General features: G+C 59.5%; 18 protein-coding genes and 2 pseudogenes. 8 read left to right on the top strand and 12 right to left on the bottom strand.

Translation table 11 applies throughout. The features are described 5' to 3' along the window. Positions 1-9: 9 nt before the first annotated feature. From NW833_RS10160 to NW833_RS10150, 3 genes and pseudogenes are all read left to right on the top strand, one after another. Positions 10-783: pseudogene (locus NW833_RS10160) on the top strand (DUF3769 domain-containing protein); the annotation flags it as partial. Positions 784-893: 110 nt separating this feature from the next. Beyond that, positions 894-1835, top strand: coding sequence for a DUF3769 domain-containing protein (locus tag NW833_RS10155; RefSeq protein ID WP_414412393.1), 942 nt, complete (start codon positions 894-896; stop codon positions 1833-1835). A gap of 253 nt (positions 1836-2088) precedes the next feature. Beyond that, positions 2089-2370, top strand: a complete 282-nt coding sequence (locus NW833_RS10150) for a DUF1830 domain-containing protein (protein WP_414412392.1) — start codon at positions 2089-2091, stop codon at positions 2368-2370. Positions 2371-2393: 23 nt separating this feature from the next. Here NW833_RS10150 and NW833_RS10145 read toward each other — a convergent pair whose 3' ends face one another. From NW833_RS10145 to NW833_RS10120, 6 genes are all read right to left on the bottom strand, one after another. Further along, complete coding sequence (locus tag NW833_RS10145; RefSeq protein WP_414412391.1) at positions 2394-2777, bottom strand: hypothetical protein; 384 nt, start codon at positions 2775-2777, stop codon at positions 2394-2396. 3 nt (positions 2778-2780) lie between these two features. After that, the gene (locus tag NW833_RS10140; protein WP_414412390.1) at positions 2781-3506 is read right to left on the bottom strand and encodes a hypothetical protein; all 726 of its coding nucleotides are present in this window, start codon (positions 3504-3506) and stop codon (positions 2781-2783) included. Between the two features lie 33 nt (positions 3507-3539). Beyond that, positions 3540-4082, bottom strand: coding sequence for a DUF3110 domain-containing protein (locus NW833_RS10135; protein ID WP_414412389.1), 543 nt, complete (start codon positions 4080-4082; stop codon positions 3540-3542). Between the two features lie 406 nt (positions 4083-4488). Then, positions 4489-4617, bottom strand: coding sequence for a hypothetical protein (locus NW833_RS10130; protein WP_414410741.1), 129 nt, complete (start codon positions 4615-4617; stop codon positions 4489-4491). A 3-nt stretch (positions 4618-4620) separates the two neighbouring features. Then, positions 4621-5367, bottom strand: coding sequence for a phosphoadenylyl-sulfate reductase (locus NW833_RS10125; RefSeq protein WP_414412388.1), 747 nt, complete (start codon positions 5365-5367; stop codon positions 4621-4623). Positions 5368-5436: 69 nt separating this feature from the next. Next, positions 5437-6357 carry a metallophosphoesterase family protein gene (locus NW833_RS10120; protein ID WP_414412387.1) on the bottom strand — a complete coding sequence of 307 codons (921 nt, stop codon included), beginning with the start codon at positions 6355-6357 and terminating at the stop codon, positions 5437-5439. Between the two features lie 227 nt (positions 6358-6584). Here NW833_RS10120 and NW833_RS10115 point away from each other — a divergent pair, with 227 nt between their 5' ends. Continuing rightward, positions 6585-6749, top strand: a complete 165-nt coding sequence (locus tag NW833_RS10115; protein ID WP_414394779.1) for a conjugal transfer protein TrbI — start codon at positions 6585-6587, stop codon at positions 6747-6749. A gap of 72 nt (positions 6750-6821) precedes the next feature. Further along, the gene (gene recJ, locus NW833_RS10110; protein ID WP_414412386.1) at positions 6822-9062 is read left to right on the top strand and encodes a single-stranded-DNA-specific exonuclease RecJ; all 2241 of its coding nucleotides are present in this window, start codon (positions 6822-6824) and stop codon (positions 9060-9062) included. 85 nt (positions 9063-9147) lie between these two features. Here recJ and NW833_RS10105 read toward each other — a convergent pair whose 3' ends face one another. The 4 genes from NW833_RS10105 to NW833_RS10090 form a co-directional block, all read right to left on the bottom strand. Next, positions 9148-9411: a helix-turn-helix domain-containing protein gene (locus tag NW833_RS10105; protein ID WP_414394776.1), complete on the bottom strand. Its 264-nt coding sequence runs from the start codon at positions 9409-9411 to the stop codon at positions 9148-9150. A gap of 143 nt (positions 9412-9554) precedes the next feature. Next, positions 9555-10814: a sensor histidine kinase gene (locus tag NW833_RS10100; RefSeq protein WP_414405600.1), complete on the bottom strand. Its 1260-nt coding sequence runs from the start codon at positions 10812-10814 to the stop codon at positions 9555-9557. Between the two features lie 69 nt (positions 10815-10883). Next, positions 10884-11648 carry an SDR family oxidoreductase gene (locus NW833_RS10095; RefSeq protein ID WP_414412385.1) on the bottom strand — a complete coding sequence of 255 codons (765 nt, stop codon included), beginning with the start codon at positions 11646-11648 and terminating at the stop codon, positions 10884-10886. Between the two features lie 86 nt (positions 11649-11734). After that, complete coding sequence (locus NW833_RS10090) at positions 11735-11842, bottom strand: PetM family cytochrome b6-f complex subunit 7 (RefSeq protein ID WP_414394772.1); 108 nt, start codon at positions 11840-11842, stop codon at positions 11735-11737. Between the two features lie 391 nt (positions 11843-12233). On the opposite strand from NW833_RS10090, the gene psbD reads away from it, so the two are divergent. From psbD to cobW, 3 genes are all read left to right on the top strand, one after another. Continuing rightward, complete coding sequence (psbD, locus tag NW833_RS10085) at positions 12234-13292, top strand: photosystem II D2 protein (photosystem q(a) protein) (RefSeq protein WP_414412384.1); 1059 nt, start codon at positions 12234-12236, stop codon at positions 13290-13292. Between the two features lie 135 nt (positions 13293-13427). After that, positions 13428-14807: a photosystem II reaction center protein CP43 gene (psbC, locus tag NW833_RS10080; protein WP_414412383.1), complete on the top strand. Its 1380-nt coding sequence runs from the start codon at positions 13428-13430 to the stop codon at positions 14805-14807. A gap of 136 nt (positions 14808-14943) precedes the next feature. Beyond that, positions 14944-15984 carry a cobalamin biosynthesis protein CobW gene (cobW, locus tag NW833_RS10075; RefSeq protein ID WP_414412382.1) on the top strand — a complete coding sequence of 347 codons (1041 nt, stop codon included), beginning with the start codon at positions 14944-14946 and terminating at the stop codon, positions 15982-15984. Positions 15985-16008: 24 nt separating this feature from the next. Here the strand turns inward: cobW and NW833_RS10070 are convergent, their stop codons facing one another. Together NW833_RS10070 and NW833_RS10065 are read right to left on the bottom strand one after the other, a co-directional pair. Further along, entirely contained in the window at positions 16009-16965 is a 957-nt protein-coding gene (locus NW833_RS10070) for an NAD-dependent epimerase/dehydratase family protein (RefSeq protein ID WP_414394766.1), read from the bottom strand. Between the two features lie 52 nt (positions 16966-17017). Continuing rightward, positions 17018-17467: pseudogene (locus NW833_RS10065) on the bottom strand (proton extrusion protein PcxA); the annotation flags it as partial. Positions 17468-17577: the final 110 nt, after the last annotated feature.

Below are 17577 nucleotides of genomic sequence, written 5' to 3'. Positions count from 1 at the left end.
TTGGGGAGCATGAAAGGGTTTTGGTGGCTCTGGCTTTGCTTGGGGGTGTTTGGTCTGGCAACGGCTGCTCCTACCTCAGCCCAGGGGGAGAAAGGCCAGGTGGCGGCCGCCCAGGCGGGGGATACGACTGCCCTCGACGCCCTTGCGGATCGCACGTTACGGCTGCGCTCCGACCGTCAAACCTTCGACCAGCGGGCACAGGTTTTCCTGGCTGAGGGCAACGTGGAGATGCGGCTGGGCCGCTCGGTGCTGCGGGCAGACCGCCTGCGCATTGAGCTGCAGCAGCGACGAGCCGTGGCCGAGGGCAACGTCTCCATTGAGTTGGATCAGCAGCGCATCCAGGGATCCCGGCTGGAGTACGACTTTGAACGGGAGCAGGGCTTTTTGGAAGAGGCTTTTGGGCAGGTGGATATTGGCCAGTTGCAGGCCAGCGGCTCTCCGCTGCCCCTCTCGCCTCAGCGGCTGGTGCGCTTTCGCGCTACCCGCATTCGCTTCGATGCCAACAACTGGGAAGGAGAAGAGGTGCGGCTGACCAATGACCCCCTCGATCCGCCGGAGCTGGAGATCCGCAGCCCGCGGGTGACCTCTACCTTGCAGGCGGATGGTTCCAGCCTGTTGATTGCCGAAGCTGGCCAATTGGCTTTCGACCAAGTCTTTTTTCTGCCCCTGCCCCTGCGGCTGCGCTTTGACTCCTTGAACCGCCAGCCTCCGGTCAGCCTGTTCTACGACGATTTCGACCGGAAGGAACTGCGGCGGGGCCTAATCCTGCAGGCCAACATTGAGCTGCTGCAGGAGCCCCATCTCAGCTTGGTGTTTTCCCCGCAGCTCTATCCCCCCAACGCCTCTGGGGGAGCCTCCAAGGAATCCGCGATGGAGTCGGGCTGCGAGCGGAGTTGCGCTGGCGGCAGCCGCGTGCCCAAACCTTGCTGTTTGCCGAGCTCCGCGGGATCGTCTTTGAGGAATTTGCCCGGCGCTTGCGGGCGCAGGTCGAACACCGCGTTACCACCGGCAACGGCGGCCAAGTCACCTACACCTATGCCTATCGGGAGCGTTTTTTCAGCGGGCGCCTGGGTTTCCAGATTGTGGAGAATCGCTTTGGCGCCAGCTACAGCTCGCCCACCCTTCGCCTTGGCAACACCGGCTTGGATTTCAGCTACCGCATAGCCGCCGACTACCTCGACGCCCTGGGACAACTTGGCAATATCGACACCGATCCCGCTCTGGCCCTGGCCAGAACCACCGAGCGCATCCAGCTTGCTCGGCTGCAACTAGGAGCAACCCTAACTCGCTCTTTTCCCCTCTGGCGGCCCTCCAAGACAACCTCAGATCCGCCGCCCCGCTTTTCCGCTTTGCCCATTGAACAGGGGATCTGGCTCAACACTGGCGTCAGCAGCAGCCAGTCGTTTTACTCCGATGGCCGCGCCCAAAGCTACACTGCTGGCAGTATCGGCCTCGACGCTGTGCTCGGGGCTTTTGTGGCCGATACCTTCGACTACACCAGCCTGAGGGTAACCTACTCCAACGGTTTTTTGGCGGGAGCCTCGCCCTTTTTGTTTGACCGCATCACCACGCGGGAGCAGCTGGTCTTGGGCTTCCTGCAACAGCTGTATGGCCCGCTGCGGGTGGGGGCTGAAACCACCCTGGACTTACAGTCAGGCCAGCAGGTGGATCTTACCTATCGCCTGGGTTACGACCGCCGCACCTACGGTCTTAGCTTGCACTACAACCCGGTTCGCCAGTCAGGGGCTCTGGAGCTACGGGTAGAAGGCCTGAACTGGGATCCCAGCCCACCTCAGCCAAGCTCAGCGACCGGCTCGAGCCTCAATGGGCCCTGATTCCAAAGTGTAATCTCGACTACTAATACCTAAGGGTTTTCTATGGCAATTGCGCCGCTTCGAGAAGGGATCCCTGCCTAAATCCACCCCGCCTCCGAAGGGAGTTTTGGAATCAAACGGTAAGATCAAATACAGAAGTCTTCTAGGACTTATTTTTGTCAATCGGGATCGCCGTATCGCAGACTACTGCAGCGATCCCCAAACGGTGCTAGTGTGGAGGATAGGCTGAGCAAGGCAGGCTGGTGAGTTGATTATGCAAACCCTCGATGCGATCCCGGCAAAAAAACAAGTAGAGCGAATAACCTGTAGCTACATCAATGCAACCAGCTCCATTCAAGTGGTTCGCATCACAAATATCGAAAACTGGTACTTTGAGCGGGTGGTATTTCCTGGGCAGCGGTTGCTGTTTGAGGCGCTACCAGGAGCCAAGCTGGAGATCCACACGGGCATGATGGCCAGCTCCATCTTGACGGATACCATCCCCTGCGAAAAGCTGCGCGTACGAGAAACGGAGCCGGTGACAGTGGTTGCGTAGGTCTCCAAGCCGCAGAGCAGAACCTAGGGCTTTTGGCTTTGCCGCTTCTCCTCTTCTCCTGTGGGGGTAGGGGAAGGGCGAGGCCTGGGCGGCAACGAGATATCCAGGAAACGCGCGCTTAACCGCACCGGGCTGATCTCGCGCCGTTGTGGCGGCCACGAGAGTCCCAGCCAGCGAGCTGTGATCTCCGACAGGCTAGGGAGCGGTGTTGGCGTAGGGGTAGGCATTGGTGGTGGGGTGGGGTAAAGATCTAAGCGCGGCGGGCGGGGAGTGCTGACGCGAAAAGCGTTGGGAGGCGGCTGCGTCAGGGGTACATTCGGATCCCCGCACCCCAACAAGCCTAGCCCACCAGCCAGCAGGAGGAGGGCCAGCCGTGCCGTGTTTCCGTTTAGCAAGGGCTTGAGCATAAGCTAGCAAGATGCCAGAGCGCCGATCCGAGCTTGCAGACCTGCTTCCAGCGCCGAGAGGTGGCGGGCCATGGTTACGTAGCGGTTAGCCGTCAAGTTTTTGGCGACAAACTGCTCCACCAGTTGCTGATCTCGGGCAACCATTTGGTTGAGGTACTGAGCTACGGAGGTTTGCGGATTCTCGATTAAAGCTCTGCACACCTGCAGAGCCATCACCAGTTGGGCCCGCACCTGCAAAAAGAGCGACTGGATATACTTCTGTTCGGCCTCACTGAGTTGGCGAAAATCTTGCCAATAGTGGCCCCCCTCCAGCGATTGTTGCAGCTCTTGCACCCAGCGGTTGTATTCTTTAACCTTGCAGGCGAGATCGCTGGCGAACTCCATGATCTCGGCAGGGCTATTCAGGAGATGGGCCTCTTGCCAGCGCTGACGAATGCGACGCAGGTTTTGCCGCAACTTCAGGAGAGCCCAGAGCAACCCCAGGAAGACCACTCCCAGCAACAGGACGGCCACTGCATAGAGCAGCCAATAACCGGGATCCCGAACTCCCAGGAGGATCACCAAAGCAATCACCAGCAGGCAGAGGGCCAGCATGACCCAAAACCGCAGTTGTTGCTGTTCAAGACGCAGGTACTCTGCCCTCAGGCCAAAAGCCTCACAGCAGGCCTCCAGATCCGCCTCCATGATCTGGCGAAACTCCTCTGCAGAGATTAGCTCGGCAGTGATCATTAGAAGACCCTCCTGACCGGGGTGACCAGCTCCTCAGGATTTGCCTTGCCAATTGCGCGCCGCTTCCGTACTCTCTGGCAGCGGCTCTAGCACCTCGCTGGCGGGAACCACCATCAACCCATAGCCCCCCTCGCGACAAAAATCGACGATCTCCTGCGTGTCGAAGCGCTCGGCCACAGGCTTGGGCAGCCCCTGCTGAGCCAGCCTCTGGGCATACTTTTTCGCTCCAAAGAGGCTCTCAAAGGCAATGACAATGTCCTGGCCCCCAATTTGGCGGGTGCAGATCCCTTCTTGACCGTTGGCTTGGTACAGCAGCACGATCACTTGGGGGGGCAGCTCTTCCGAGCTCACCCCAAACGGTTCCGTCTCCGCCTGGGATCCGTTGCCCAACAACACATCCCGCGCCTCGTTGAGCCGCGCCAGCCGAGCCTCCAGCAAGGGTCTTTGTCGCTCGTCGTCCAGCTCAAGAAGAGCGGCGCTGAGAGCTTGGTATTCCCGAAACCATTTCCTCCGGATTTCCTGTTCGCTGGCATCTGGCGGTAGATTGAGCACCTGGAGAGCCTCAGTAGTATCCATTGATCTGCTCCGCTAGAGTGTCCTCTATCATCGTCTAGACTAGCCGCTCTGAGGATCTCGGGAGGGGAACTTGGGCGTCGACAAAGCTTAGGGGGCAAATCTCGGCAGCGGAGGGTTTTTGCCGAAGAACAGTGGCCTTGAGGCCACACCACGTTTTTCGAGGAAATCCCTGCTGAGCCCAAAGCACAGACTAGGCTAGCAGAAGCCATGGCACCGCCAGAGAGAGCCTCCGCTATCTGCCGACCCCAAGGGATCCGGGAACTAGCTAGTATTGCAACACCTGGGGTGGCCGAGCAAAGTAGGGCTCAATAAGCCCACGCCACCGAATAAAGTTTTCCGATTGCCGGAAGGTAACCAGATGAGCCTCCAGGGATAGTAGATATTGCTGGGGGTGCTCCAGACAGCGCTACAGTTGGTGCTGCCAGTCGGTTTGTTGCAAATAGACAAAAGCTTGGCCGATGGCGGCTTCAAAAGCAGCTTCCAAGTCTGGAGTGACCTCAAGCTGAGCCACCTCCAGAACAGGAGCAGTGTTCATAGACTACGTGTGCAGGCCACACTCGGTTTTGGCCATACCCTTCCACCGACCAGAGCGGGGATCCGCGCCTGGCTCCACTGGGGCTGTACAGGGCATACAGCCAATGCTGGGGTAGTTGCGGTCGTGGAGAGGGTTGTAGGGGATCCCGTGCTCGAGGATGTACTTCCACACCTGGCCGCTTGTCCAGTCGGCGAGGGGGTTGAGCTTGAGGCGGTTGCGCTTGCTATCCCACTGCACCTTGCCAATGTTGGCGCGGGTAGGAGCCTGTTCCCGACGCATTCCCGTAATCCAGGTGGTGCAATTGGCCAGAGCGCGGTGCAGGGGCTCCACCTTGCGGAGGTGGCAGCAAAGGTCGGGGTTGGTGCGGTACAGTTCTGGCCCGTGTTGCGCCGCCTGCTCTTCCGGTGTCAGCAGAGGCTTAAAGACCTCCAGTTGCAAATGGGGATAGCGAGCCAGCACCTGTTGTTGCAGTTGTAGGGTTTCGGGGAAGTGAAAATCGGTATCCAGGAAAAAGGCGCGCACCTGCGGGCGAATAGCAGTGAGCAAATCAATCAACACCAGGTCTTCTGGGCCAAAGCTGCAGGCAAGTACCAGCCCATCCCCGAACTCAGATACAGCCCAGGCCAGCAAGTCGCTTGCGGAAAGGGGCTCAAAGCGTTCGCTCAGGGCAGCTACCTGGGGCTGATACCGCTTTTGCACCTCCTGGGCTGCCTGTTCCCAGTGGGTAGAGGAAGAAAGGGTTGCACTCATAGGGAGAGACGCCGAGTCCAGCTGCTTTGTCTTCTTAATCTACACTAATTCGGTCGAGCTTTAGGACTTTTATCGAGCTGCAACAGGTAGCAGGGTAGATCGAGCGCGCAGGGGGATCTCTCCCCAGCGATCCCGACGTCTCCCCATCAGGAAACCATGCCAGAGCGGTCTGGGTCCTGGCTCCGGTAGGTGAACCCAGTGGTAGCGCAGGATCCCTCGCCGGGGGTTCAAATCCACCTCGAACAGCCGCAGTGCCGAGACTGGCCCCACCAGGGGAGGGGCTGTCAGGTAGGGGATCCCATCTCGTACATGGACTTTCGGCACATGCAGATGTCCACTCAACACCGCCACCACCCGTCCATGGTCAGCCAAGAGAGCATGGAGGGCGGCAGCTGCTTGCTTCTGGAGCTGGTAGTTGCGGAACACAACCGCGTCCATTTGGGTGGGGGAGATAAAAGGCGGCTGGTGGATTAACAAGATTAGCCATTCTTCTGAAACTGCTTGCAGATGTTCGCCCAGCCAATGCAGTTGCGAGGGGCGCAGCACCCCCTGGGGCAGGGGAAAAGGTCCCAGGCTGGCGTCAAGGGCAATGAGGCGGATCCCGGGCAGAGGAGAAAGGCTGTAATCGACATAGCCCGTGGGAGCCGGAAAGAGGGGAAATTGGCTTTGGCACCAGCGGATAAATTGTTCTCGGTCGAAGCGCCCCTTTCTTTGCAGGGTGTCGACATCGTGGTTGCCAAGACTGAGGTAGTAGGGCATCCGCAGCTGGGCAAGAATCTCCCGGAATAGCTCAAAGCTTTCTGGATCCGCCTGATCCACCAAGTCGCCGGTAAACACGACAAAGTCCAGATCCGGCACCTGGTTGAGATGGGCAACGGCTGCTTCCAACTGGCGGCGAGGGGAATCGGACATCCACCACCAGCGGCATGCCGTCTCCGGCATCAGATGAATGTCTGAGACCTGCGCAAAACGAATCCGTTCCGTGGCCATTGCCTAGGTACTTATTCACACCTCACGCCCGCATCATAGTTAATAACTTGCCCAGGAGCTATTGACTTTCCTTAACCTCCTTCAGCAGGAGAGGGAAGGTGGCAATGGGCAGGTTGCCGCCACTTGGACAGCCAGGCGTGAGTTTGATTCTCGTTTCAGCCTCGTTGTCCAACAACCGCTAGGGTATAGAGACGCGGATCTTCGAACGAAAAGAAGGAGAAAAACCCATGTCTAGCACCCTTGTTCGCTGCGCCTGTGAGCACTGCAACTGCAGCTTCGAGAGCAGCCAAGGCTATCGCTACGAAGGCCAGCTCTACTGCAGCCAAGCTTGTGCTACTCACGACCATGACCACCCCTCCCCTTGCTGCATAGCCGCCCACTGCTGTCAATAGCAACTCGACAGGGATCCGAACCTAGACCCTTTTTGATACGCTCCTAAGGAGCTCTATCCCTAGCCAGCTTGCATGGAGTACCGCTGGGATCTGCTGCCCACTCCGCCTCAGTTTGACCCAGAGCTGAGCCGGGAATACGGCAAGTACGCGGCCAAGGTGCTAGCCTTGCGCGGGCTGCACAGCCGGGAACAGGTGCGGGCTTTCGTGGATCCCAGCTCCTATTCCCCCACCCCGCCGGAATCCCTGCCGGATCTGGAGCGGGCAGTGCGGCGGCTACTGGAGGCCAGGGAAAAAGGAGAAGCCCTCTGCATTTGGGGGGACTTTGACTGCGATGGCGTCACCAGCACCAGTCTTTTGCTCTCGGCGTTACAACCCTTGGGCTTCCAAGTCCAGTTCACCCTACCGCTGCGCAGCCGCGAGGGACATGGGCTCAATGCCCAGCGGCTCCAGCAGGTGCTGGCTCAGGGTTGCCAAGTACTTCTAACGGTGGACTGCGGCATCGGCAATGCTGCCGAGATTGCCCTGGCCCAAGCCCGAGGGGTGGACGTGATCGTGATGGATCACCACGCCCTGCCAGATCCCTTGCCCCCTGCCTATGCGGTAGTCAACCCTTTGCGCCTGCCGGAGGAGCACCCCCTGCGCTTCCTGCCAGGGGTGGGGGTGGCCTACAAGCTAGCGGAGGCCCTCTATCAAGCGCTGGGAATTCCTGGCGTCGAGGAGCACCTAGATCTGGTGGCGGTGGGGATCGTGGCCGATGTTGCCGTGTTACAGCGGGAGTGTCGCTACCTAGTACAGCGGGGGTTGCCCGTGCTGGCCAAGACGCAGCGTCCAGGGCTGCGGGCTCTTTTGGATTGGGTGAGCAACGGCTCATCCCCAGGAGCGCTAACAGCTCAGGACATTGCCTTTCGCCTTGCTCCCCAGCTGAACGCCATTGGCCGCTTGGAAGACGCTAGGCTAGCAGTGGAGCTGCTGACCACCTCGGATCCGCAGCGGGCTCAGACGCTGGTGAAGCATTTCGTCGCCCTCAGCGAAGAGTGTCGGCAGCTCACCCAACAGGTGCTACAGGAAGCCAGGCAGCAGGTGGAGAGCCTCGATCTGGCACGAGAGCGAGCCATCGTCTTGGCCAGCAGTGGCTGGAACCCAGGGGTTTTGGGAGTTGCGGCGGCCCGCTTGGCGGAGGAATACCGTTGCCCAACGGTGTTGATTGCCAAAGACGAGAGCACAGGGCTGGGCTATGGGTCAGGCCGCTCGATTCCAGGGGTAAACCTGCTAGAGGCCCTTGAGGCGGTGCGTCCTCTCCTGCGACGAGGAGGGGGACACCCCATGGCCGCGGGGATCCAACTCGATCTGGCTTGCCTGGCCGCTGTGCAGCTGACATTGCGGCGAGAGCTAGCGGCGCGGGTTAGCCCGGATCAGCAAGCTCGCGCCCTGGCGGTGGAGATTCTCCTCGACTGGACTCTGCTGGCCTCTCAGGGCCGGGATGGGGTGGCGGAGCTAGACGAGGTGTATCGGCAGTTGCAGCTTCTACAGCCCTTTGGGCACGGCAACCCCAACCCCATCGTAGCCCTGATGAACTTCCGCCCCACTAATCTAAAAGCCTCTGGGGATGGCCGCCATCTCAGGTTTGAGCTCAAAGGCAGGGCGGGATCCCGTACCCTCTGGTTTTGGGGAGCTGGCGAAGAGCTGGAACAGTGGCAAAACTGCCCAGCTGTGGACATTGCCCTGCGGTTGGAAGCCGACAGCAAAGAGCCCTGGCGAGGTACAGTGCTGGCGGTGCGTCCCTCTGGCAACTGGCAGGCCCCTGCTGTTTCGGCCCCTCGCCTCCAAATCCAAGACTACCGGCAACGCCCCCTGCCGGATTCTTTGGAGAAAGCCCTCTACTACACTGGGCAACCTCTTCCTCTTAGGCAGCCGTTGCCCCCCTCAGCTAAAACAACTCTTGTACTGGCCTGCTGGCCCTGGTTGCCGGCAGATTTGGCCCAACTACTGCAGCAGGTGCAGCCGCAAACCCTGATCCTGGCTGCTTCTGCCCACTCCTGGGATCGCCTCCCTCAGCAACTTGCCCAACTGCGGGAACTAGGGCAGGCAAAACCCTGGGATCCCGCTGCCCTGGCGGCAGCTACTGGCCTGCCCCAGCAGTGGCTAGAAGCCCTGGAGGGATCGGAACAGATCTCCACTGGGCTGCTCAGCCGGATCCGCGAATCCCAGGCCTTCCACCGCTGGCTGGACGAGGCTAGCCCAGCCCAGATTGCCCAACTGTGTCAACGGCTGCTGCAACCGGATCCCGTGCCGCTGGCTTTTTCCCCCGCCTGAGCTAAGGTACCCTTTGAGAACACCTCACCAGGGCATGCACTGCCCTACCCTTGTTCCCTGTCCCTGGGGTGCTCGCCGAGGAGGATTAGGCAATTTTGTCGTTGTTCAAGACGCAGCAGTTGACCTGATCCAGGCACACCTTTCCCCATTGCAGCGCCCATCGCACCAAAGCAACCCGGTTTGACGTTCGCGTCTTGCTCAAAATGTTGCTGATGTGGTTATCGACCGTGCGCTTGCTGATTTCCAAGCGCTTTGCAATGTCCTGATTGGTCATGCCAGCCGCGACCAACTCCAGGACCTGCAGTTCCCGTTCCGACAGCAGATCCGCGCAATGGTAGTCTGCGCCCATGCCCAACGCCTGAGGTACGAACTGTAAGGATTACCTAGAGTCATTCTAGGGGATCGCCTCCCCAATGGATAATCCGTGAGTTGAGCTTTTTGGACCCTGTCGACGAAAGGGAAAGGGGCCAGCCGTCTTTTGCTTTACAAGCTTTACAAGGCATCGGGGTGCTGGCGGGGCAATTCCACCAGAACCCACAGCCCACCGGTTTGCGGATGATTGCGCAAGCGGATCGTACCCCCATGGAGTTCCACAATCTGACGCACAATGGCCAAGCCAAGGCCAGTGCCGCCTTTGCTGCGGGCCCGCGCCGCGTCGGTGCGGTAGAAGGGTTGAAAGACCAGCTCAAATTGATCCTCCGGCAGGCCGGGGCCGTGGTCGTACACCTCCAGCCGCACTTGGGATCCCTCCTCGGAGAGGCTCACGTGGATAGGAGAACCAGGCCCGCCATATTTGACGGCATTATCCAAGAGGTTGAGGATGAGGCGATAGAGGCGTTGCTCATCTCCCCAGAGATAGAGGGGGGAGGAGCTGCTTAGGTGCAGTTCCTGGTGGCGGGGCTTGGCTAGCGGTTCTAGACTCTGCCAGGCTTCTCGCACCAAGGCGGCTAGATCTACCCAGCGCCATTGGGAGCGGGATCCGGCCCCCAAGTTGAGAGCGCTCAGTTCCAGCAAGTCTTGCACCAGCTGGCTGAGGCGCAGCGTCTCATTTAGCAGTCGTTCCACCCAAACCGCTTGCGCGGCATCGACTCGGCTTTGCAGAGTTTCCGCCAGGAGACGAATCGAGGTGAGGGGAGTCTTCAGCTCGTGGGCCACGTCCGAGGCCCAGCGATCCCGTTGTTGCGCCAGCAGCGTGGCCTCTAGGCGGTCTTCCAAAAAGATGGCCACATGGGCCTGGGGCAGGGGCAGCCCCCAAGCCCGCAGCGGAACCGGTTTGTCCTCGCCACCGGGAGGGTAGAAGACCCATTCGCGGCTCTGGACGGAAGCGCCAGCTTCCTGGCAGCGGGTGGCTTCGATGAGCTGATCCAACTCGTAGGAGCGCACCCACTCCAGCAAAAGCTTGATGCCCGGCTGCCAGTGGCTAATGCGCAGCAGGCGCTGGGCGGCAGGATTACACTCTAGCACCACGTTGTTCTCGTCCACCCGCAAATATCCCCAGGGCAGACGCTGGCTGAGATACTGCCAGTCCAGGAGATACTGTCTTTGGCTAGCCTGCTCCAGTTCTTGTTGGCGAAGGTGGCGGCTAAGCCGGCTGAGCATCTGTTCAGGCGGCTGCAGCGGCAGGGCCAGGTGCATCAGGGATCCCAACTCTTGCAGTTGGCGGCTGAAGCGGCGTCGACTCTGCCAGCACAAGATCAGCATGCCGACAAGGCCAATGCTTAACCCAATGAGGATCCCGCCTTCCACTCCCATGAGCCCACCCCCTTTGCCGCCATTGTCGCCCAGGGATGGGGGAGTGAACGGATACGGAGTCCTGCCTCCCTAGCGGCGGTGCACCATCGTCGTGGTGGCCTGGTCGGTGGGCACGAGCAAGACTTCGCTTAGGTTGACGTGGGGGGGACGAGTGACGGCAAATAGCACCACCTCGGCCACATCTATCGCCGTCAAGGGGGTGAGGCCCCGATAGACCGCCGCCGCCCGCTCGCAGTCGCCGCGGAAGCGCACCTGGCTAAACTCGGTTTCCACCAAGCCGGGCTGGATCTCGGTAACGCGAATGGGGGTGCCGAGCAGATCCAGCTTCAGCCCCTCGGAGATGGCCCGCACGGCCGCTTTGGAGGCACAGTAGACAGCGCCGCCAGGGTAGGTCTGCCGACCAGCAATCGAGCCAATGTTGACCACGTGGCCCCGGCCCCGCTCCACCATCCCGGGCAAGACGGCGCGGGTAACATACAGCAAGCCCTTAATGTTGGTGTCAATCATCTCCTCCCAATCTTGCACAGCCCCGCTGTGGAGTTTGTCCAAGCCGCGGCTAAGGCCGGCGTTGTTGATCAAAATGTCGATCTCGGCCCAGGCCGGCGGCAAAGACTGTAGCGCCTGCTGCACGGCTGCCCTATCCCGCACATCCAAAGTCAGTAGGTAGGAGGAAGTGCCGTAGGCCTGCTGCAATTCTGTGGCCAGCGCCTGCAGCCGCTCCTGACGGCGGGCCACGAGGATTAGCTTGGCTCCAGAACGGGCAAAAAGCTTGGCACAGGCTGCGCCGATTCCGCTGCTGGCGCCGGTGATGAGCACAATCGCGTTTTCCAGCATAGTCGGCTTGCCCAAAGAGGGGTGCTGGGATCCCTGCCCAACGCCTTGGTTTAACCCCTTCCCTTCTCCGATTGGCTGCCTATCCTCTACTCAGCCCCCCCTTGGGTGATGCGCAGGATCCCATACCCAAGCGCCACGCCCGCCAACGTCAAAACCAGAGAAATTCCCGCAATGGTCAAGATCTCGCTAGCCATGGATTTGCCTTCGATGAAGTGCAGTGTCCTTATCTTAGGATATCGGATTTTGCTCCTGAACCTTACCAGCAGCGAGGTAGCCTCTCTCAAGCGCAAGAGAGCTACCAAGGTTGCGCTTTGTAAAGTTCACGGTTACCTCAGACTTGCTAAGAGCGGGTTCCCTGCCTCTATAATGAGAAGCAGTTTACAAGTCTTTACTGGCCTGGGCTAAGCAAGGCCAAGGACGGTGAAACTTGTCCGCTGGCTCTGAGGTAGCTTGCCACGAGCCCTGTGGCTTCTCGAGAAGTTCCAGGGTTTGAGTTTTTATACCTAGGCCGCGGTCTTGCCTTTAGGAGGCGAAGTTTGTAGCTTCACTAGCGTTCTCATCTTTAACTAAGGAGAAGATCGTCCTATGACCATAGCAGTGGGACGCGTACGCCAGGAGCGAGGATGGTTTGACGTCGTCGACGACTGGCTCAAGCGCGACAGATTTGTCTTCATCGGTTGGTCAGGGCTGCTCCTGTTCCCCTGCGCCTACCTGGCCCTGGGCGGCTGGCTGACCGGCACTACCTTCGTAACTTCCTGGTACACCCACGGCCTGGCCAGCTCCTACCTGGAGGGGTGCAACTTTTTGACGGTGGCCGTTTCCACCCCAGCCGATAGCATGGGGCACAGCTTGCTCCTGCTCTGGGGCCCAGAAGCCCAGGGGAACTTCACCCGCTGGTGTCAAATTGGCGGCCTGTGGACCTTTGTGGCCTTCCACGGCGCCCTGGGCTTGGTTGGCTTCATGCTGCGGCAGTTTGAAATTGCCCGTTTGGTGGGGGTGCGGCCCTACAACGCCATTGCCTTCAGCGCGCCAATTGCCGTGTTTGTAAGCGTGTTTTTGATTTACCCCCTGGGACAGAGCAGTTGGTTTTTCGCTCCCAGCTTTGGGGTAGCCGCCATCTTCCGCTTCTTGCTGTTTTTCCAAGGGTTCCACAACTGGACGCTGAACCCCTTCCACATGATGGGAGTAGCTGGCGTTCTGGGTGGAGCGCTGCTGTGTGCTATCCACGGGGCAACGGTGGAGAATACCCTCTACAAGGATGGGGAGGCAGCAAGCACGTTCCGGGCTTTTGAGCCGACGCAGGCGGAAGAGACCTACTCCATGGTGACGGCAAACCGCTACTGGAGCCAGATTTTTGGGATAGCGTTCTCCAACAAGCGGTGGCTGCACTTCTTCATGTTGTTTGTGCCGGTAACCGGATTGTGGATGTCGAGCATTGGGGTAGTGGGGTTGGCGCTGAACCTGCGGGCGTATGAGTTTATCAGTCAGGAGACGCGGGCGGCGGAAGACCCCGAGTTTGAGACGTTCTACACGAAGAACATCCTGCTCAACGAGGGGATCCGGGCCTGGATGGCGCCTCAGGACCAGCCGCATGAGCACTTTGAGTTCCCTGAGGAAGTCCTCCCCCGCGGCAACGCCCTCTAATCTACCCAGTTAGCTGTAATTGAGCGCCTGCCCAAGGGATCCCCTCCTGCGGATCCCAGCGGCTAGGGATCCCAACGGCAGGTGCCTCCACTTAGCCAATCAATCAATTGTCCTGACGATTGGAGGTTGGTCTCTGTGACCTCAACAACAATTGGTTCTGTAGTGGTGCAAGATCGCACCCAGGGCGGGTTTGCCTGGTGGGCTGGGAATGCCCGCTTGATCAATCTCTCCGGTCGGCTTTTGGGTGCCCACGTAGCCCATGCTGGCCTGATGGTCTTCTGGGCGGGAGCGATGCTGCTCTTCGAGGTGGCTCACTTCACGCCCGATCGGCCCATGTACGAACAGGGCCTAATCCTGATGCCCCATGTGGCTACCTTGGGCTGGGGAGTTGGCCCTGGCGGCGAGGTGGTGGACACCTACCCCTACTTTGTGATTGGTGTGCTGCACCTCATTTCCAGTGCCGTGCTGGGGTTTGGGGGTGTTTATCACGCCATTCGCGGCCCGGAAACCCTGGAGCAGTCTTTCCCCTTCTTTGGCTACGACTGGAAAGACAAGAACAAGATGACCACCATCCTAGGAATTCACCTCATCCTCCTGGGGCTGGGGGCTTTCCTGTTGGTGGCCAAGGCTATGTGGTTTGGCGGTGTCTATGACACCTGGGCTCCCGGCGGTGGAGATGTGCGGGTCATTACCAACCCCACCCTCAACCCAGCGGTAATCTTCGGCTATCTGTTTAAGTCTCCTTTTGGAGGCGAGGGCTGGATTATTAGCGTCGACAACATGGAGGATGTGATTGGAGGCCACATCTACATCGGCATCATTTGCATTGCCGGTGGGATCTGGCACATCCTCACCAAGCCCTTTGGCTGGGCTCGCCGCGCCCTTATCTGGTCGGGAGAGGCCTATCTCTCCTACAGCTTGGCGGCGGTTTCGCTCATGAGCTTCATTGCCACCTGCTACATCTGGTTTAACAATACTGTCTACCCCAGTGAGTTCTACGGACCCACGGGACCGGAAGCCTCTCAGGCGCAAGCCCTCACCTTTATCGTGCGCGACCAGCGCTTGGGGGCAAACATCGGCCAAGCCCAAGGGCCCACAGGTCTGGGTAAGTACCTAATGCGCTCTCCCACGGGCGAGATCATCTTTGGGGGCGAGACAATGCGCTTCTGGGATGTGCGGGCGCCCTGGAAGGAGCCGCTGATGGGGCCCAACGGCTTGGATCTGGACAAGCTGAAAAACGACATTCAGCCCTGGCAAGCTCGCCGGGCGGTGGAGTACATGACCCACGCCCCGTTGGGATCCCTGAACTCGGTGGGAGGTGTGGCTACTGAGATCAACACCGTGAACTTCACCAGCCCGCGCACTTGGCTGGCGGCCCACAACTTCATCCTGGGCTTCCTGTTCTTTGTCGGCCACCTGTGGCACGCCGGTCGCGCCCGTGCTGCTGCTGCCGGCTTTGAGAAAGGAATTAGCCGCGAGGACGAGCCTGTCTATCGGATGAAGCCAATCCGATAGAAAGTGCAGGTCTTTCCAACTAGCACCTTTGGCCCCCAGTGGGGGGCCTTTTTTTGGGATCCCCCTGGTCGGGATTGGCGGGGAAGGCGGCGAGGGTAGAGACTGGGAGAGCTGAAGAGCTGAATCTTCGAAGAAGATGCACAAAGTCCCAGTGACCGTCATCACGGGATTTTTGGGATCCGGCAAGACGACGCTGATCCGTCACCTTTTGCTCAACAACCAGGGCCGCCGCATTGCCGTGTTGGTTAACGAGTTTGGCGAAGTGGGCATCGACGGCGAGTTGCTGCGGGATTGCCAACTGTGTGAGGGGGAGGGATCCATCCCCATTCTGGAGCTGGCCAACGGCTGTCTCTGCTGCACGGTGCAGGAGGAGTTTTTGCCCACCATGGAAGCTCTGTTGCAGCGGCGGGCGGAGCTGGACAACATTGTTATTGAGACGTCAGGGTTGGCTTTGCCCAAGCCGCTGGTGCAGGCTTTCCGCTGGCCAACGATTCGCACCGGCGCCACTGTGGATGCGGTGATTGCAGTGGTAGACGGCCAGGCGCTGGCTGCGGGGCAGCTTGTGAGAGATCTGGCGGCCCTAGAAGCCCAGCGGCAGGCAGACGAGAGCCTAGATCACGAGACGCCCATTGAGGAGCTGTTCGAGGATCAGCTAAGCTGTGCCGATCTGGTGTTGCTCACCAAGGTGGATCAGATTACGCCGGCGGAGCGAGCGCAAGTGGAGAGCTGGCTGCGCCAAAAATTGCGCCCTGAGGTTCAAGTCCTCCCTTGCGAGCGGGGCCAGGTTTCCCCAGAAGTGCTGCTGGGCTTCAACGCAGCCGTGGAAGATCAACTCGAGCGCCGCCCCAGCCACCACGACCACGGGGAGGAGCACGAGCACGAGGCCTTTGAGTCTTTCTACCTAAGCCTGGAGGGAGGCTATGAGCCGGGATCCCTAGTTGCCCAGTTGCGTCAACTGGCGCAAGAGGAATGCCTCTACCGGGTGAAGGGCTTTGTAGCCGTGCCCCACAAGCCAATGCGCCTGGTGCTGCAGGGGGTGGGAGGGCGATTTGAAACCTACTACGATCGCCCTTGGCGCCCCCAAGAGCCGCGTTTAACCCGCCTGGTGTTTATCGGTCAGCGGCTTAACCGGGCGCGCATTGCCGCAGAGCTCCAGGCCCTAGCTGCCACCCGCTGATCCCTGGGATCCCTCAAGAGCGGCCTAGAGGTAGGCCTCTAGGAGGGAGGCTACAGTGGGGAAGCGGCAGGGCAAACCCAGGGCTGCTGGCGAAAGGGCGGGATAGACAAAGTGGCGGTGGCGCAGACAATACTCATCCCACTCTGAAAGCCGCACCCCAAACAGAAAGGCCAGGCGGCGGAGGAAGCCGATGGGCAGAGGCAGGCGGAAGTAGATCCGCTTTTTGAGATAGGCGCACACCTGTTCCACGCACTCGTCTAGGGAGAGGGGAGGATTGCCCAACACCCAATCGCCGCCACCGGGCGGATGGGCCACCCAGTAAGCCACCATCTCGGCCACATCGGCAGCGTGGATGAAGTGGAAGCTGGCATCCACCCGCAAAAAGCGGATGAGATCCAGCCAGCGGAGCACATCCTTGAGGCCGGCAGTGATGTGGGAGTAGGGGTGGTAGGGGCTACCGCCAAACAGCAGGGTGGGATAGAGCGTGAGTAGGCGATCCGGCCAGAAGCAGCTTTCCTGCCGCCGCAGTAGCATCTCGTACTTGCTGCGGATGTAGTCGGTTCCGGCCTGGCCAGCAATGGCCAAGGGCTCGAGAGCCTGGTTCAAAAGGCTGGCTGTGGAAAAGTAGATCACCTGCTGACAGCGCTGGGGATCCAGCAGCTGAAAGAGCTCCAAGGTGTGGGTAACATTCACCGCCCAAGCCAGCGAGGGATCCCCCCAGGCCGCTGCCATGTGGATTAACCCATGCATCTGCCGCAGCAAAGCGGCGTGTTCTCTAATGTGCAGGAGATCGCCATGCACCAAGGTAATGGGAGCAGGCAGCCGCTCCAGGGGCAGCCGCAGGCGGCTGGGATTGCGGACAAGGACGTACAGGTGGTAAGCGGGCCGCTCCGGAAACTCGGGATCTCTTTGCTGGGCTAGGCGTTCCAACACGTAGTGCCCTAAGCAGCCGCTAGCGCCAGTAAGAAACAGGTTTCGCAAGAGCTCTTCCCAACAAGACTCGGTGAAAAAAGCTTCTGACTAGTGTACCGCTTTAGTCATTCATAGCATGATAGGTGGCCACCGCTGACGGCGATACACGGTTTAAGTAGCGGAAGATCCAGTACTTAAAGAGCGTATCTAGAAAAACTGGAAAAGTGGCAATAAAGCCGTAGATGAAATTGCGGTTTTCGGGCAAACCCAGGTGCTCAGCTAGACTACTTAGCAAGACTTCCCAGCCATGGGGAGAGTGATAGCCAACAAACACATCGGTGAAGAGAATGATGATGAAAGCCTTGGCGCTATCGCTCAGGCCATAGATTAGGCGATCTAGAAAGGACTTAAGAACTTCAATTTCTTCACGCCCGACAAAGACTAGCCAGCCAAATACCGCCAGGGATAGCAAGTCGGCAAGGATGTTTTTTGGGCCTTCCAAGTTCTTACGGCTGTATTTTTGCAGCAGCTCCTCTGCTTTCAGGGAAAGTTGATCCTCCAACTCTGAGTCCAGCTCTTCTCCTGTCTATAATACAAATCTCCGAGACCACGAGACGTTGAGGAATCTGGGAGAGAGGGGCTGGGGATGGAAAAATATAACGGTCGGGGGGGGGGGGGGGG

It is taken from the genome of Synechococcus sp. O70.1 (genome assembly GCF_047462215.1).
Taxonomy (GTDB): Bacteria; Cyanobacteriota; Cyanobacteriia; order Thermostichales; family Thermostichaceae; genus Thermostichus.
This window is presented reverse-complemented; position numbering and strand designations above follow the sequence as displayed.

Coding starts and splice junctions, on each gene's coding strand:
- NW833_RS10150 (WP_414412392.1), top strand. CDS start 2,089: ATGCAAACCCTCGATGCGATCCCGGCAAAAAAACAAGTAGAGCGAATA.
- NW833_RS10145 (WP_414412391.1), bottom strand. CDS start 2,777: ATGCTCAAGCCCTTGCTAAACGGAAACACGGCACGGCTGGCCCTCCTC.
- NW833_RS10140 (WP_414412390.1), bottom strand. CDS start 3,506: ATGATCACTGCCGAGCTAATCTCTGCAGAGGAGTTTCGCCAGATCATG.
- NW833_RS10135 (WP_414412389.1), bottom strand. CDS start 4,082: ATGGATACTACTGAGGCTCTCCAGGTGCTCAATCTACCGCCAGATGCC.
- NW833_RS10130 (WP_414410741.1), bottom strand. CDS start 4,617: ATGAACACTGCTCCTGTTCTGGAGGTGGCTCAGCTTGAGGTCACTCCA.
- NW833_RS10125 (WP_414412388.1), bottom strand. CDS start 5,367: ATGAGTGCAACCCTTTCTTCCTCTACCCACTGGGAACAGGCAGCCCAG.
- NW833_RS10120 (WP_414412387.1), bottom strand. CDS start 6,357: ATGGCCACGGAACGGATTCGTTTTGCGCAGGTCTCAGACATTCATCTG.
- NW833_RS10115 (WP_414394779.1), top strand. CDS start 6,585: ATGTCTAGCACCCTTGTTCGCTGCGCCTGTGAGCACTGCAACTGCAGC.
- recJ (WP_414412386.1), top strand. CDS start 6,822: ATGGAGTACCGCTGGGATCTGCTGCCCACTCCGCCTCAGTTTGACCCA.
- NW833_RS10105 (WP_414394776.1), bottom strand. CDS start 9,411: ATGGGCGCAGACTACCATTGCGCGGATCTGCTGTCGGAACGGGAACTG.
- NW833_RS10100 (WP_414405600.1), bottom strand. CDS start 10,814: ATGGGAGTGGAAGGCGGGATCCTCATTGGGTTAAGCATTGGCCTTGTC.
- NW833_RS10095 (WP_414412385.1), bottom strand. CDS start 11,648: ATGCTGGAAAACGCGATTGTGCTCATCACCGGCGCCAGCAGCGGAATC.
- NW833_RS10090 (WP_414394772.1), bottom strand. CDS start 11,842: ATGGCTAGCGAGATCTTGACCATTGCGGGAATTTCTCTGGTTTTGACG.
- psbD (WP_414412384.1), top strand. CDS start 12,234: ATGACCATAGCAGTGGGACGCGTACGCCAGGAGCGAGGATGGTTTGAC.
- cobW (WP_414412382.1), top strand. CDS start 14,944: ATGCACAAAGTCCCAGTGACCGTCATCACGGGATTTTTGGGATCCGGC.